Origin of the sequence: Streptomyces tatrensis (genome assembly GCF_049310065.1) — a bacterium.
Classification (GTDB): domain Bacteria; phylum Actinomycetota; class Actinomycetes; order Streptomycetales; family Streptomycetaceae; genus Streptomyces.
Genome location: NZ_JBMDLB010000011.1, coordinates 1006801 through 1019879, shown reverse-complemented (window position 1 = coordinate 1019879; position 13079 = coordinate 1006801). Strand labels below are relative to the sequence as shown.

Genomic DNA, 13079 nt, shown 5'->3' with positions numbered 1-13079 from the left:
CCGCGGGCCCCGGTCCCGCAGCATGAGGGGATGAGCGAGACTGCGATCACCTACACCGTGTACGTCCAGGCCGACCCCGCGCGGGTGTGGCAGGCCCTGACCGAGCCCGCGTTCACCCGCCGCTACTGGGGACTCGACTTCGAGACCGACTGGCGGGTGGGCTCGACGATGGACTGGGTGGAGCGCGGGGCGCGGACGAGCGATCCGGAGCAGGTGGTGCTGGAATGCCTACCGGAGCGGCTGCTCTCCTACACCTGGCACACCTTCACCCCGCAGTGGGCCGCCTCCGTGGGCATCGGGGAGGAACTGCGCGCCGAGCTGGCCCGCGAGCGGCGCACGAAGGTGACGTACGAGATCGAGCCGGTCGGTGACACGCTCGCCCGGCTCACCATCCTCCACGAGGGCTTCGAACCGGGCGGCACCCTCATCGGCATGTGCGGGCGCGCCTGGCCGATGCTCGCGTCCAGCCTCAAGACCCTCCTGGAGACCGGCGCCCCGCTCCCGGAGCAGGGGCACACGAACGACCAGGGCGCCGGAGGCTACGAGAGCCACGACCCCCGGGCCTGAGCGGGAGGCGGTCCCGCCGGATCCGGTCAGGTGCGTGAGGGGACGATGCACCGCTGCGGGCCGGCGGGGATCTGCGTGCTCTCGTCGTACGGGTCGACCACCGGCCACGGCCGGTCGGCGGTCTTCGCCTCCTTCGAGAAGTAGGGGTGGACGAAGCCGTCGACCGTGCCGCAGTCGTGATTGCCGAGCTGCCGGCGGTAGTCGGCCGCGACCAGCTTCCCGGCCGTCACCCCGGGGGCCCCGTCCGGGGCGTAGAGCAGGACCAGTTGTCTGCGGACGACGACCCGTGCCACTTCCTCCGATTCGAGCGTCGGCCCCGGCTCCCGGAGCGGTTCCGCGCGCCGCAGGGCGTAGACGAAGGTGTAGTCGGCGCGGATCCGCAGCTGTCCGGGGACGCTGCCCGCCGCGAAGGACATCCGGCCGCGCACGCGGACGCCCCGGTCGGCGACGGTGAGCTCGGAGGGGTCGAAGCGCGTGAACATCTCGGTGGGATCGCGGTCCGGGAGGCCGGGGGAGCGCAGGTGCTCCAACAGCCGGGCGCGTGCGGGCTGCTGCGGATCGAGCAGCTCCAGGGCCGCGGTGGGCTGCCCGCCCCCCAGCACCTCCTGATCCAGGTTGGCGGCGACCACGAACTCCCGTGCCCGCCGCAGCCCTTCCTCGACCTGCTGCGGGGACAGGGAACCGACCGCCGCGGCAGTGGGCAGCGGGAGCTCCTCCGCGCCGGTCGCCCAGGAGCGGGCCGGCGAGCCGCGCAGCGGCAGGTTGGTCGTCACCGGCCAGGCGTCGGGCCACAGCTCCTCGTCGAGCGCGCCCTCGGCGTAGGGCTCGTCGGCGGGCCGCGCCCCCGTGTTGGTCACCAGCCAGGTGACGAGGCCGGCCAGCGCGAGGGCGGCGCCGGCTCCGACGGACACCCGCCGCCGGCGCAGCCGGCGCCGGTCAGCGAGGAAGGCCTCCTCGCGGTTCGGGTCCTGGGCCTCCGCCCGTAGTCGCGTGATGTAGTCCACCGGATCCGACATGTTCGGCCCCCGCCCTCGTCCTTGGTTCGGGCCATCCCACAGGTCGCCGCGCACGTGACACAAGACGCGCCGTGATCACGTAATGCTCCTGTGACCTGCGCGGATGTGGGTCTCGGCGGTGCGGGCCGCTCCCTGCGGCAGATCGTCCGGCGGCTTGATGACACCCTGACAACGTGGCGTTCACCGGTGTCGTGTGGAATGTCGGCATGGGGAGAAGCGAGTACCAGATACGCCAAGGCGGCGCGGAGCGCCGGACCGAGGGGACGAGGGGCACGGTGGCGGTGAACGCGCCGTCCGAGCACTGGCGCTACGCCCGGCACTTGGAGTCCCTGGCAGCCGTGTCCGGTCAGCCCGCGGAAGCCGAGGCCGTGGCCGCCGTCCTGCGAGACCCGGACCTGGTGATGGCCGAGAGCGCGGTGGTCACGCACCTCGACCGGCGGGCGGCCGGGCTGCTGGCCGACGAGGCCTTTCCGGCCTGGGCGCAGGCCGTCGGAGCCGCCCTCGCAGGCCGCACCTTCGCTGCCCGCCGGCTGCGCGAGTGGACCCTGCTGAAGGCCGTCACGCGGGGCGAGCCCTGGTCCGCGGCGGAACTCCTCGCCGCCTCCGACTGGTGTCAGCGCACGGCGGCCCAGTCCCTGCACGACGACGGGGCCCTGCGCCTGCTCGCCGCGGGCGCCCGCACCCGCCGGGTCCGCAACGCGGCGGCGCAGCGGCTGCTGCGGCGGGCCGCCTGAGCGCGTGACCCCGGGATGCGACGGAGGGCCGGCACCGCACCCGCGGTCCCGGCTCTCCCTCGTACTGCTGCGTGCCCGTCGTCCTACGGCCTACTTCGTGCCGCGGCGCACCCGCGCCGCCGCACGGGCCTCGGCGGCCTGCCGGGCCTCGATGGTCTTGCGGGACTCCTTGCCCTTGCCGGGCCGCCCGGGCCGGGTGCCGATCCCGCGGAAGCCGAGGTCCGAGCCCGAGGGGCGGCCCTTGGCGTCGGTGGCGGCGGCGCCGGCCAGCGGAACGCCGGAGGGGGCCTTCGCGCCGGTGATCCGGCTCAGCGCGGCCTCGCCGGAGCGGACCTGGGTGATGGTCGGCCGGATCTTGGCGTCGGCCATCAGCCGGACGATGTCGCGCCGCTGGTTCGGGGTGACCAGGGTGACGACCTTGCCGGACTCGCCGGCCCGCGCGGTGCGGCCGCCCCGGTGCAGGTAGTCCTTGCTGTCGGCCGGCGGGTCCACGTTGACCACGAGGTCGAGGTCCTCGATGTGGATGCCGCGCGCGGCGACGTTGGTGGCGACCAGGACGTTCAGCAGGCCGTCCTTGAACTGCCCGAGCGTCCGGGTGCGCTGCGGCTGCGACTTCCCGCTGTGCAGTCCCTCCGCGCGCACGCCCATCGCCCGCAGGTGCTTCACGAACTGGTCGACGCCGTGCTTGGTGTCCAGGAACATCAGCACCCGGCCCTCGCGCGCCGCGATCTCGGTCGCGGCCGAGACCTTGTCCGCCGCGTGGATGTGCAGCACGTGGTGGTCCATCGTGGACACCGAGGCCGACTGCGGGTCCACGGAGTGGCCGACCGGGTCCTTCAGGTACCGCTGGACCAGCTGGTCCACGTTGCGGTCCAGGGTGGCCGAGAACAGCATCCGCTGGCCGGCGTGGTGGCACTGGTCGAGGATCTCGGTGACCTGCGGCATGAAGCCCATGTCGCACATCTGGTCGGCCTCGTCGAGGACCACAGTCTTCACGCGCTCCAGGTGCACGTCGCGCCGGCCGATGAGGTCGCTGAGCCGCCCCGGGGTGGCCACCACGATCTCGGCGCCGGTGCGCAGCGTGCCCGTCTGCTTGCCGATCGACAGTCCGCCGACGACCGTGACCATGCGCAGCTTCAGGGCCTGCGCGTACGGGGCCAGGGCCTCGGTCACCTGCTGCGCCAGCTCGCGGGTCGGTACGAGGACCAGCGCGAGCGGCCGCTTCGGATCGGCCTGCTGACCGGCCGTACGGGCCAGCAGGGCCAGGCCGAAGGCCAGCGTCTTGCCCGAGCCGGTCCGCCCGCGGCCGAGGATGTCGCGGCCCGCCAGCGAGTTGGGGAGGGTCGCCGCCTGGATCGGGAACGGCTCCGCCACCCCCTGGTCGGCCATCGTCGTCACCAGCTCAGGGGGCAGGCCGAGCTCCGAGAAGGACTCCACCGGCGGCAGCGCCGGCGTGGTCGTCCGCGGCATCGAGTACTCGCCCTGGGGGCCGAGGGTCCGGGGGGTCTTCCCGCCGCCCTTCGCACCGCCCTTCGGGCCTGCCTTCGCTCCGGGCTTGATGCCGAAGCGCCCATGAGGTGACGGGTTCTTCATGCAGAACCTTCCGTGAGACGCGTGTCAAAAATGGTGGGGCAAATGTTTGGGCAAGATGATCGGGAGTGCGACGCGAACGTCGCCAAAAGGCAAATTTTACCATCGGGGTCACGGGGCCACCGGCCCCAGTTCACCGGCCCGCACCCGGTCCAGATGGGCGGTGACCTCGGCCGTCGCCCGCCCGAACCAGTCGGCGATGACGGCGATCTCGTCCGGGGTGTATTCGGCGAACACCGCGCCGAGCCGGGCGTAGAAGGGCTCGTAGACGGCGAAGATCCGCGCGGCGGCGGCCGGCTCCGCGACCACCCGTACCCGGCGCCGGTCCGCGGGATCGGGCTGCCGGCTCGCGTACCCGGCGCGCTCCAGCCGGTTGAGCACCCCGGTCACCGCGCCGGTGGTGAGGTTGGTGAGCTCGGCGAGGTCGCCCGCGCCGAGCGGGTCCTGTCCGGCGCCCAGGATGTGGCCGAGGCAGGTCAGGTCGGTGACGTTCAGCCCCAGGAGCTGCGCCACCTCCTGCTGGCCGACGATGCCGAGAGCGACGTACCGGTCCATGCGCGACAGCGCCTCCTGGACCGTGGCCGCGGGGCGGGGCTTGCCCTGCACGCGGTTACTCCTTAGCATCTAAGTTACTTAGCTCGTGAGATAAATGGCTTTCCCCGTAAGAGAACGCCTTTCGAGCCTACTGAATCCACCGAACCCACTGAACCTACGAAGCAGGGGAGAACGATGAGCGCTCACGGCCACGTGGACCTCGGCCACACCGTGGCGGGCTGGACCGGCACCGCGATCGCCCTGGTGGGAAGCACGGCCGCGGGCGCGGCCCTGTGCGCCTCCTGGACCCCCGGCATCTGGATCGGCCTGGGGGTCGTCGTCGCGGCGGGGATCACCACCTGGGTCCTGCACCTCGCAGGCTGGGGCAAGCCGAGCGGTCCCCGCCCGGAGAGCCAATGGGACTGGCGGGTCCGCGACACCGCCGCGCACACCGGCCACGCCGACTGCCTCGGCTGCCGGGTCAGCGGACCGCGGCGAGGTGCCGCAGCAGCCCCTCGGCCTCGATCCGCCGTGTCGTTGCCCGCTGCGGATAGCAGCGCATGAACATCCGGGTGAAGTGCTCCCCGTAGTGGATCACCGCGGCCTGCGCCCCGCCGTACCCGCCCTGCTGCACCCGCGCCGGGTCGAGGGGGCGGATCCGGGCGCCGAAGCGCGGCTCGTGGAAGTAGGCGAGGGCGTACCGCTCCCGGTCCGCGAGCCGCACCCGGTGCGGGGTGGACAGCAGTGCGCCGCCGGTCGTGAACTGGAGGATGTCCCCGGGGAACACCGTCAAGACCCGCGCCACGGGCCGTACCGGGGTCCAGCCCGGCCGGTCCTCGGCGAAGCCCGCCGTGCTCTCGCCCGGCAGCCAGTTGCGCGGGCGCTCCTCGCCGGGCACCGGAGGCCGTACGAAGAGCCCGCCCACCTCGTCCTGGGCGGCGATCACGAGGAGCCCGTAGTCGGTGTGGGCGCCGATCCCGCGCTCGGCGGTCCGCTCCGCGGCGGGGAAGCGCAGCACCCGCATGTGGTGCCAGCCGCCGCGGGTCAGTCCCGCGAGCCGGTCGATGCCGGCCGGCCCGAGGCCGAGCCCGAGGGCCACGAGCCGCAGCAGCCGCTCGCCGAGCCCGCCGACGCCCGCCAAGTAGGCCTCCATGGCAGCGCGGTAGCCGGGAGAGGGCCAGGGGACCGGACCGTGGCACGGCAGGCCGGCAGCCGCCGACGAAGGGATGTCGGGGGTGATCGTGAAGATCTCCGAGGCGTCCGGCCGGCCGTCCGTCACCTCCTCGCCCGAGGCGATGTACCCGCTGTACGAGGTGTCGTTGACGTACGAGGCCTTCTCCGCCGCGGGCCGGGCGAAGAAGCGCCGACTCGCCGCCAGCGCGGCCCGCGTACGCGCCTCCTGCCGTCCATCGACGGCCACTTGGAAGATTCCGTCGCGCTGCCACGCACGGACCATCGCCCCGCCGAGCATGGTGTCCGCCGTCGTTCCCGTGATCCGAGCCGGTACCCGGAACGTCGCGAGCTCGCCCATGGCCGTCCCCTCTCGAAGAGTCCTTCGGAGCGCTCCGCCGAGAGCCCTTCCAAGGGCCCGTGCGAAGGCCTGCTACCCCGATTCACGGATGGGACGGAGAAAAGTTCGAATATCCGGAAGCACCCCGGTTGGCCGCGCTTGGCGTGTGCTCGAGCCGATCAATGGGCAGGATCGGGTCCGGCCGCGTGTGCGGCCGGTGGAACGTTGTGAAGGATCAGTACAGATGGCAACTGGCATCGTGAAGTGGTTCAACGCGGAGAAGGGGTTCGGCTTCATCCAGCAGGACGACGGCGGTCCCGACGTGTTCGTGCACTTCTCCGCCATCCAGTCCAGCGGCTTCAAGGCGCTGGACGAGGGGCAGAAGGTCGAGTACGACGTCACGCAGGGGCCCAAGGGCCCCCAGGCGGAGCAGGTGATCGCTCTCTAGCGCCGCTTCACGAGCCCGGCCCGTGAGGTGGGCCCCGCCGGATCTTCCGGCGGGGCTCACGCACGTCCGGGGCCGACGGGTAGCGTGGGCCGGATGATGACCGGCACGCCGGACACCCGGCTGATCGTGCTGCGCGGCAACTCCGCCGCGGGCAAGTCCTCCGTGGCGGAGGGGATCCGCGACCGCCACGGGCGGGGCCTCGCGCTCGTGGGCCAGGACAATTTGCGCCGCGTCGTCCTGCGCGAGCGGGACACCCCCGGTGCGGCGAACATCGGACTCATCGGCAGCGTGGCGCGCTACGCGCTGGACCACGGCTTCCACGTGATCGTCGAGGGAATCCTCTACGCGGACCGCTACGGCCCCATGCTCGACGCCCTGCGCCGGGCCCACCGCGGGCCCACGCACTTCTACTACCTCGACGTGCCCTTCGAGGAGACCCTGCGACGGCACGCGGGAAAGCCGCAGGCGGGGGAGTACGGCGAGGCGGAGATGCGCGAGTGGTACCGGCCCCTCGACCTGCTGCCCGGCGACTGGGAGAGCGTCATCGAGGCGGAGCACTCGCTGGAGGACACCGTCACCCGGGTCATGGCCGAGACCGGGCTGGGCGTGGCCGGATGAACCCTTCGATCACGGCGCGTTCTCCGTGGCGCGCGCGGTTGTGGGGCCTGGCCGCCGTCATCGGCTCCGCGGCCGTTCTCGCCTGGCTCGCGGGGTCGGCGTACCAGCTCTTCTACGGGGCGGAGGGCTCGTGCGAGGAGAGCGGGGCCGTCGCGCGCATGGCGCAGGTCTCGGCAGCGGTGCCCGCCGTCGCGGCCGGGACCACGCCCGTGGCGGAGCGGACCGGTGTCGAGTGCATGGACGACAGCGGCGATCCCTGGGTGTCCACGTACAACGCCTACACGTACGCCACGGACACCGGGCCGTTCGCCGCCCACTACTGGGACATCGCGACCGAAGAGGGGTGGAAGGCGGACGGTACCCGGGCGGAAGCCCCGGACGGGTTCCGGAGCGGCTTCGGCATGTGCTTCCAGAAGGAGGTGGCCGGCGCGCCGGCCTCTCTCCACGTGGGGGCCGACGGGCCGGGGCGGTTCGTCGTGACCGTGGAATCCGCGCTGGACGGATCCGCGATCTCCTGTTGAACCGTGCTTCCGCACGTCCCTGTCGGCCGACCTGCGGGGATCACCCCGCCCGGTGCAGGGCTACGAGGAGCAGCCAGATCCGGTCCGCCAGCCCGGCCGGGTCCGCCAGGTCGGCGGGGAGATCGCCGTGCAGCCAGTCCGCCAGCACGGCGGTGAAGGTGGCCGCCACGGACGAAGCGACCAGTTCGGGGCGCGGGGCGCCCACCGCGGCGCGCTCGGCCCGGCTGCGCTCGCGCAGCTCCCGGTACAGGCGTTCGCCGAGCGGGCCGCCACCGCCGGGCAGGAGCAGGGTGCGGTAGAGCGGGGCCCGGTCGGCCGCGTCGCCCAGGAACGCGGCCAGCGCGGCCGGGGGCCGGGCCGGGGGAGGTGCTGACGGGTCCGTCTGCCAGGCGTGCAGTGCGTCGACCGCGGCGTGCACGACGTCGGCGCACGCGTCCACCGCGAGCGCGGTGAGGTCCTCGTAGTGCAGGTAGAACGTGGCCCGGCCGACGCCCGCCCTGCGGACCACGGCCGAGACGCTGACCTCGGCGAGCGGCCGGTCCGCGCACTCGGCGAGGAGGCTCTCGCGCAGCCGGGCCCTGGTGCGGGCGGTGCGGGGGTCGGTGCGGGGGGCGGCACCGGCATCCGCGGGGCCCTGCTCGCCGGAGGTCATCGGGCGAGCAGCGCCGCGCCCAGGGCGAGGGCGCCGGGCAGGGCCTGGGCGAAGAGGATGCGGCGGTTGGCGGTCGCGGCCCCGTACACCCCGGCGACGATCACGCAGAGGAGGAAGAAGATCTGCGTGGCGAGCGAGTCGATGACGAGGGACCAGACCAGGCCGGCGGCGAGGAACCCGTTGTAGAGGCCCTGGTTGGCGGCGAGCGGGGCGGTCAGCCGGGCCGTGTCGGCGTCGAAGCCGGACAGGGCCCGGCCGGGCGGCCGCTGCCACAGGAACATCTCCAGGACCAGGAAGTACGCGTGCAGTGCGGCGACGAGGCCGATGAGGATCGTTGCGACCGTGTGCACGGCCACCTCCCTGGGGGCTGGGCGAGCGGAGAGCGGCCTCTCCGACTTCCTGGACAACTGTACAGGAAGTCCGCTCGCAGCCGGCGGTCCGCGGCGCGGCTACGCTGACCGCATGACTGCGCACGTATATGAAGACTTCGCCCCCGGAAGCCACCGCGAGGCCACGCTGATCCGGCACGCGCTCGGCAGCGTGCACGAAGAGGCCCTGGTCGCGGGCCTGGCGGGCGGTATCGGCTTCATGTACTTCGTGTTCGAGTACGCCGGCCGGCCGCCGATGCCGACGATCGTCGCCCAGGCCCATCCCGACCCCTGGGTCCAGGTCGCCCTCGGCCGCCTGCGCATCCCCTACGAGGCCACGCGCAGCGCCAAGCCCCGCTGGCACCGGGTCGAGGCCGCGCTCGACGCCGGGGCCCCGGTGTTCTGCACCGTCGACCGGTCCGCACTGCCCTGGCACGGCCCCGCCCCGATGGCGGAGCTCGCCGCTGCCGATCCGTACGTGGTGACCGTGGTCGGTTACGACGGGGACACCTACTACGTCGACGACCCGGCGACCGGCCTGGACGGCGCCGGGAGCGCGTACGCGATCGGCCGGGAGGAGTTCGGTGCGGCCTGGTCCGGGCACAAGAAGGGCCGTCACCAGATGGTGGTGACCACCGGGAAGCCCGCCGGTGAACCCGACCTGGACGCGGCGATCGCCGCCACGGTCTCCCGCCTCACCGGGCCGGTGCTCGGCAACCACTTCGACGTCAACTTCGGCTTCTCCGGCATGGAGAAGTTCGCCGCTCAGCTGCGCGACACCAGCACCAAGACCGGCTGGGAGCGCCGCTTCGCCACGTCCGAGGCCTTCGCGCTGGGCACGCAGCGGCTGCACTCCTGCCTGGAGGAGGAGTGGACCGCCCCGGGCGCCACCCGGCCGCTGTACGCGGAGTTCCTCGACCTCGCCGGGCACGCGGACGCGGCCGGGCTCTTCCGCGACTCCGGGCGGCAGTGGTCGCGGCTCGCGGAGCTGGCCCGTACGGCGGATGCCGGGGCGGACGCCGCGGGACGCCGGGAGTTCTTCGACGCCTGCGCCGAGCTGGTGGACGGCGCCCTGGCGCTGGAGCGGCAGGCGGTCGCACTGCTGCCGCAGGCGGCGTCCGCCGAGTGAGGGCGGCAGGGAGCCGCGTCAAAAGTTGAGTCGCTCAATTTTTGACGCGGTAAAACCCCTGGGCGTACGGTGGACAAATCGTCCCCGAGCACCCCTAAGGCCCTGTACCGCGCATGGAAATGACCCTCGTCTCGATCGTCGGCGTCAGCAGCATCGTTGCCGTCGCCGCCTTCTCGAAGCGGCTCGGCCTCGCCGCCCCACTGAGCCTGGTGGTCGTCGGCATCGCCCTCAGCTTCGTACCGGGCGTGCCGGCCCTCGCCATCGAGCCGGAGTGGGTCCTCGCGGGCGTGCTGCCACCCCTGCTCTATTCGACGGCCGTGAACATGCCCGCGTCGGACTTCCGCCGCAACATCAAGGCCATCAGCGGTCTCGCGGTCCTGCTCGTGGCCGTCACCACCCTCGGCGCGGGCTGGCTCTTCCACTGGCTCATGCCCGGCCTCGGCTGGCCCGCCGCCTTCGCCCTCGGCACCGTGGTCAGCCCCACCGACGCGGTCGCCGCGACCTCCATGGGCAAACAGCTCGGCCTCCCGTCGAGGCTGCTGACCATGCTGGAGGGCGAGGGACTCGTCAACGACGCCTCCGCCCTGGTGCTGCTGCGCTCCGCCATCGCCGCCATGGCCGGAGCCGTCTCCCTGGCCGGGGTCGCCGGGAACTTCCTCTTCTCCGTCGCCCTGGCCACCGCCGTCGGCCTCGTCGTGGGCCTCGTCAACGTCCGGGTCCGGGCACTGCTCAAGGACAGCCTGCTGAACACGGCGATCTCCTTCGTCGTCCCCTTCGTCGCCTTCCTGCCGGCCGAGGAGTTCCACGCCTCCGGAGTCCTCGCGGTGGTCGTCGCGGGCCTGGTCACCGGCCATCAGGCCCCGCGCTTCCTCAGCGCCCAGGACCGGCTGGCCGAGGCCATGAACTGGCGCACCCTCGCCTTCCTGCTCGAGAGCGCGATCTTCCTCCTGATGGGGCTCGGTCTGAAGGGCCTCCTCGACCAGGTCGCCGCGGACGGGCTCAGCGCCTGGCGCGCCCTGCTCATCGGCCTCGCGGCCTCCGCCCTGGTGATCGTGGCGCGCATGGTGTTCGTCGCCCCGCTCATCGCCTCACTGCGCAAGGACGCGCAGCGGGCCGCCGAGAAGAAGCCCCGGCTCGACTGGCTGATGGACCGGCTCGGCGCCCCGGAGTCCGAGCAGCAGGCCAACCCGCTGCGGCCCCGCAGGGAGCTGACGCCCCGCCGCAGGGAGCAGATGAAGGAGCGCGTCACCCGGGCCTCCGCCGACGTCGACTTCAAGGTCAACGAGAGCCTCGGCTGGCGCAGCGGCGTGGCCCTGGCCTGGGCCGGGATGCGCGGGGCGATCACCGTCGCCGCGGCCCAGACCCTGCCCGAGGACACTCCGTACCGCCCCCAGTTGCTGCTCATCGCCTTCGTGGTCGCCACCACCACCCTGCTGCTGCAGGGCCTGACCCTGCCCGCCGTCATCCGGAAGATGAAGATCTCCGGCGACGACCCGGTCCGCTTCCAGGAGGAGTGCCGGAGGCTGCTCGACGAGGTCGCCGCCGCGGGCCGGGCCGCGCTGGAGGAGCCGGGCCTCGTCCAGGGCGACGGCAGCCCGTACGCGCCCGAGTTCCTCGCCAAGGTCCGCGAGGACGCTCGGCTGGACCGCAAGGACGCGGACGGGAAGGTCCCCGCGTTCGACGGAGCGCGCGAACAGTACGTGGACCTGCGGCTCGGCGTGATCGCGGCCTCGCGGGAGGCCGTACTGGCCGCCCGCTCGACCGGGATCTACAGCTCGCAGGCCATCAACCAGGCCCAGCAGGGGCTGGACCTGGACGAGGCCCTGTTCCAGCGCCTGGGCGCGGCCACCCGGCACTGAACCGGCGGGCCCGCGCCCGTTGCCCTCGGGCCTCCTCGACCCTGACCGCCGATACCGGGCAGGCGCGTACGACCTCCCGCAGCAGCGGGCTGCCGCCGCCGAACTCGCGGCCCGGCAGCACCGCGCCGAAGCCGTCCTCGTCCTGAGTGAACACGCCCGGCGCTGCGTGTTGTGGACGGGGTGGTCGACGCCGAGCAGGGCGGCCGTCGAAGAGGGTGACCCGGGAGAGCGGCGGACGGCTCAGAGGTGGGCGTCGAGGAACACCCGGAACTCCTCGGCCGTCATCGGACCGGCCTGGGTGGCCACCGGCTGGCCGCCCGTGAGGAGCACGGCCGTCGGGGCCCCCGTCACCTCGTAGCGCTTGGTCTGGGCGGGGCAGCGGGTGATGTCCACGCGCACCGCCGTCAGCCGGGTCCCGTACTCCTGCGCCAGTGCGGCGACGACCGTGTCCATCGCGCGGCAGGGCTCCAGGGCCTTCGGCCAGCTCCCGCAGAAGTAGGCGAGCACCGGCCCGTCCGTCATGCCGAGGATGAAGTCGAACTCCTGGTCCTCCAGTGGCTGGTGTACCCGACGTGCCATGGATGGTGCTCCGCTTCGTGTGCCGTGCGATCCGAACGGCTCCCATCATCGCTGCTGGGAGCCGTTGTCAGTGCTGTCTGTGAAGCTGACCGGTATGGACGACAGGATGCTCCGGCGCCGGGTCTACGGCGCCGACCACGACGACCCCGACCCGGGTCCGCTCCCGGGGCACGCCTACGGAGAGCTCGTGGGCGGTCCCCTCGACGGACTGCTGCTCGACATCACGGGCTGGAGCGGTCCGCAGCTCGCCGAAGAGGCCCGGCTCCCCACGGAGATAGGGCGTTACGGGCCCGGCGGCCGGGCCCACTACCGCCGTCGCGCCGCCGATCCGGGCCACTGGGACTGGACGGGCGACAGCCGCTGACTCCGGGGCGGAGGGGCGCAGGGCGCTGGGGTGGCGGTCCCGGCCGGGTGCCGGGCTGCCCCGCCTCGCCCCGCCCGGCGGCCTCAGTGCGCCGCGTTCCGGCTGACCTTGCTGGCCCACAGCACCAGCGGGACCTGGAGCGGTAGCCGGCCCAGGGCCACGGCCCGCACGGCGGGGGAGCGGCGCCGGGCGTCGGCCGCCATCTTCACGTTCGCGGGGAACACGCCGACGAAGAACGCCGCCGTCGCCAGCGCCGCGACCCGGCGGGTGCGCGGGTGCGCGACCCCGGCCGCGAGCGCGAGCTCCGCGACGCCGCTCGCGTACGTCCATTGGCGCGGGGTGCCGGGCAGCGAGCGCGGCACGATCGCGTCGAACTGCTTGGGGGCCACGGCGTGCGCCACCGCCGCACCCGCCAGGAGACCGGCGAGGAGGAGCGGTGAGGAGGGTGTGCGCGGCATCGGGGATCCTCTCGGAGGGGCCTGGGCCCGGCGATCCTACTCGCCGGTAGCTCCGGGTGGGGCGGTCACCGGAATCCCCTTCGCCGCGCGCGTCCCCAAAATCTCCGAAGATTTTTCCGGGAAGCTGTCGAT

17 protein-coding genes are annotated in these 13079 nt (G+C 73.2%); 9 read left to right on the top strand and 8 right to left on the bottom strand.

The window, feature by feature from the left end:
- The first annotated feature begins 30 nt into the window (after positions 1-30).
- Positions 31-567, top strand: coding sequence for an SRPBCC family protein (locus tag ACODT5_RS20185; RefSeq protein WP_422520711.1), 537 nt, complete (start codon positions 31-33; stop codon positions 565-567).
- A 26-nt stretch (positions 568-593) separates the two neighbouring features.
- Here ACODT5_RS20185 and ACODT5_RS20180 read toward each other — a convergent pair whose 3' ends face one another.
- Positions 594-1583, bottom strand: a complete 990-nt coding sequence (locus tag ACODT5_RS20180) for a hypothetical protein (RefSeq protein WP_422520710.1) — start codon at positions 1581-1583, stop codon at positions 594-596.
- 206 nt (positions 1584-1789) lie between these two features.
- On the opposite strand from ACODT5_RS20180, the gene ACODT5_RS20175 reads away from it, so the two are divergent.
- Positions 1790-2317, top strand: a complete 528-nt coding sequence (locus ACODT5_RS20175) for a hypothetical protein (protein ID WP_422520709.1) — start codon at positions 1790-1792, stop codon at positions 2315-2317.
- A 90-nt stretch (positions 2318-2407) separates the two neighbouring features.
- On the opposite strand, the gene ACODT5_RS20170 is transcribed toward ACODT5_RS20175, so the two are convergent.
- Together ACODT5_RS20170 and ACODT5_RS20165 are read right to left on the bottom strand one after the other, a co-directional pair.
- The gene (locus ACODT5_RS20170) at positions 2408-3910 is read right to left on the bottom strand and encodes a DEAD/DEAH box helicase (RefSeq protein WP_422520708.1); all 1503 of its coding nucleotides are present in this window, start codon (positions 3908-3910) and stop codon (positions 2408-2410) included.
- Positions 3911-4018: 108 nt separating this feature from the next.
- A complete protein-coding gene (locus tag ACODT5_RS20165; protein ID WP_422520707.1) occupies positions 4019-4513 on the bottom strand; it encodes a MarR family transcriptional regulator in 495 nt (164 codons plus the stop codon).
- 123 nt (positions 4514-4636) lie between these two features.
- On the opposite strand from ACODT5_RS20165, the gene ACODT5_RS20160 reads away from it, so the two are divergent.
- A complete protein-coding gene (locus tag ACODT5_RS20160; RefSeq protein WP_422520706.1) occupies positions 4637-5005 on the top strand; it encodes an HGxxPAAW family protein in 369 nt (122 codons plus the stop codon).
- Here the strand turns inward: ACODT5_RS20160 and ACODT5_RS20155 are convergent.
- Positions 4923-5972, bottom strand: a complete 1050-nt coding sequence (locus ACODT5_RS20155) for a 2-oxoglutarate and iron-dependent oxygenase domain-containing protein (protein WP_422520705.1) — start codon at positions 5970-5972, stop codon at positions 4923-4925. The genes ACODT5_RS20160 and ACODT5_RS20155 overlap by 83 nt on opposite strands.
- A gap of 223 nt (positions 5973-6195) precedes the next feature.
- Here ACODT5_RS20155 and ACODT5_RS20150 point away from each other — a divergent pair, with 223 nt between their 5' ends.
- The 3 genes from ACODT5_RS20150 (at position 6196) to ACODT5_RS20140 (ending at position 7538) form a co-directional block, all read left to right on the top strand.
- Complete coding sequence (locus tag ACODT5_RS20150; RefSeq protein WP_422520704.1) at positions 6196-6399, top strand: cold-shock protein; 204 nt, start codon at positions 6196-6198, stop codon at positions 6397-6399.
- Positions 6400-6495: 96 nt separating this feature from the next.
- Positions 6496-7017, top strand: coding sequence for an AAA family ATPase (locus ACODT5_RS20145; RefSeq protein WP_422524975.1), 522 nt, complete (start codon positions 6496-6498; stop codon positions 7015-7017).
- Positions 7014-7538, top strand: a complete 525-nt coding sequence (locus tag ACODT5_RS20140; protein ID WP_422520703.1) for a hypothetical protein — start codon at positions 7014-7016, stop codon at positions 7536-7538. The genes ACODT5_RS20145 and ACODT5_RS20140 overlap by 4 nt, the downstream gene beginning before the upstream one ends.
- A 40-nt stretch (positions 7539-7578) precedes the next feature.
- Here the strand turns inward: ACODT5_RS20140 and ACODT5_RS20135 are convergent, their stop codons facing one another.
- Positions 7579-8190 (bottom strand): TetR family transcriptional regulator, encoded by a 612-nt coding sequence (locus ACODT5_RS20135; protein WP_422520702.1) that lies wholly within the window; start codon positions 8188-8190, stop codon positions 7579-7581.
- Positions 8187-8540, bottom strand: coding sequence for a DUF1304 domain-containing protein (locus tag ACODT5_RS20130; RefSeq protein ID WP_422520701.1), 354 nt, complete (start codon positions 8538-8540; stop codon positions 8187-8189). The genes ACODT5_RS20135 and ACODT5_RS20130 overlap by 4 nt, the downstream gene beginning before the upstream one ends.
- A gap of 112 nt (positions 8541-8652) precedes the next feature.
- On the opposite strand from ACODT5_RS20130, the gene ACODT5_RS20125 reads away from it, so the two are divergent.
- Together ACODT5_RS20125 and ACODT5_RS20120 are read left to right on the top strand one after the other, a co-directional pair.
- Positions 8653-9687 carry a BtrH N-terminal domain-containing protein gene (locus ACODT5_RS20125; RefSeq protein WP_422520700.1) on the top strand — a complete coding sequence of 345 codons (1035 nt, stop codon included), beginning with the start codon at positions 8653-8655 and terminating at the stop codon, positions 9685-9687.
- Positions 9688-9806: 119 nt separating this feature from the next.
- Positions 9807-11546, top strand: a complete 1740-nt coding sequence (locus tag ACODT5_RS20120) for a cation:proton antiporter (RefSeq protein ID WP_422520699.1) — start codon at positions 9807-9809, stop codon at positions 11544-11546.
- A gap of 240 nt (positions 11547-11786) precedes the next feature.
- Here ACODT5_RS20120 and ACODT5_RS20115 read toward each other — a convergent pair whose 3' ends face one another.
- A complete protein-coding gene (locus tag ACODT5_RS20115) occupies positions 11787-12125 on the bottom strand; it encodes a thioredoxin family protein (RefSeq protein ID WP_422520698.1) in 339 nt (112 codons plus the stop codon).
- Between the two features lie 94 nt (positions 12126-12219).
- On the opposite strand from ACODT5_RS20115, the gene ACODT5_RS20110 reads away from it, so the two are divergent.
- Positions 12220-12489, top strand: a complete 270-nt coding sequence (locus ACODT5_RS20110; protein ID WP_214951747.1) for a hypothetical protein — start codon at positions 12220-12222, stop codon at positions 12487-12489.
- 83 nt (positions 12490-12572) lie between these two features.
- Here ACODT5_RS20110 and ACODT5_RS20105 read toward each other — a convergent pair whose 3' ends face one another.
- Positions 12573-12947: a DoxX family protein gene (locus tag ACODT5_RS20105; protein ID WP_422520697.1), complete on the bottom strand. Its 375-nt coding sequence runs from the start codon at positions 12945-12947 to the stop codon at positions 12573-12575.
- Positions 12948-13079: the final 132 nt, after the last annotated feature.

Coding starts and splice junctions, on each gene's coding strand:
- ACODT5_RS20185 (WP_422520711.1), top strand. CDS start 31: ATGAGCGAGACTGCGATCACCTACACCGTGTACGTCCAGGCCGACCCC.
- ACODT5_RS20180 (WP_422520710.1), bottom strand. CDS start 1,583: ATGTCGGATCCGGTGGACTACATCACGCGACTACGGGCGGAGGCCCAG.
- ACODT5_RS20175 (WP_422520709.1), top strand. CDS start 1,790: ATGGGGAGAAGCGAGTACCAGATACGCCAAGGCGGCGCGGAGCGCCGG.
- ACODT5_RS20170 (WP_422520708.1), bottom strand. CDS start 3,910: ATGAAGAACCCGTCACCTCATGGGCGCTTCGGCATCAAGCCCGGAGCG.
- ACODT5_RS20160 (WP_422520706.1), top strand. CDS start 4,637: ATGAGCGCTCACGGCCACGTGGACCTCGGCCACACCGTGGCGGGCTGG.
- ACODT5_RS20155 (WP_422520705.1), bottom strand. CDS start 5,972: ATGGGCGAGCTCGCGACGTTCCGGGTACCGGCTCGGATCACGGGAACG.
- ACODT5_RS20150 (WP_422520704.1), top strand. CDS start 6,196: ATGGCAACTGGCATCGTGAAGTGGTTCAACGCGGAGAAGGGGTTCGGC.
- ACODT5_RS20145 (WP_422524975.1), top strand. CDS start 6,496: ATGACCGGCACGCCGGACACCCGGCTGATCGTGCTGCGCGGCAACTCC.
- ACODT5_RS20140 (WP_422520703.1), top strand. CDS start 7,014: ATGAACCCTTCGATCACGGCGCGTTCTCCGTGGCGCGCGCGGTTGTGG.
- ACODT5_RS20135 (WP_422520702.1), bottom strand. CDS start 8,190: ATGACCTCCGGCGAGCAGGGCCCCGCGGATGCCGGTGCCGCCCCCCGC.
- ACODT5_RS20125 (WP_422520700.1), top strand. CDS start 8,653: ATGACTGCGCACGTATATGAAGACTTCGCCCCCGGAAGCCACCGCGAG.
- ACODT5_RS20120 (WP_422520699.1), top strand. CDS start 9,807: ATGACCCTCGTCTCGATCGTCGGCGTCAGCAGCATCGTTGCCGTCGCC.
- ACODT5_RS20115 (WP_422520698.1), bottom strand. CDS start 12,125: ATGGCACGTCGGGTACACCAGCCACTGGAGGACCAGGAGTTCGACTTC.
- ACODT5_RS20110 (WP_214951747.1), top strand. CDS start 12,220: ATGGACGACAGGATGCTCCGGCGCCGGGTCTACGGCGCCGACCACGAC.
- ACODT5_RS20105 (WP_422520697.1), bottom strand. CDS start 12,947: ATGCCGCGCACACCCTCCTCACCGCTCCTCCTCGCCGGTCTCCTGGCG.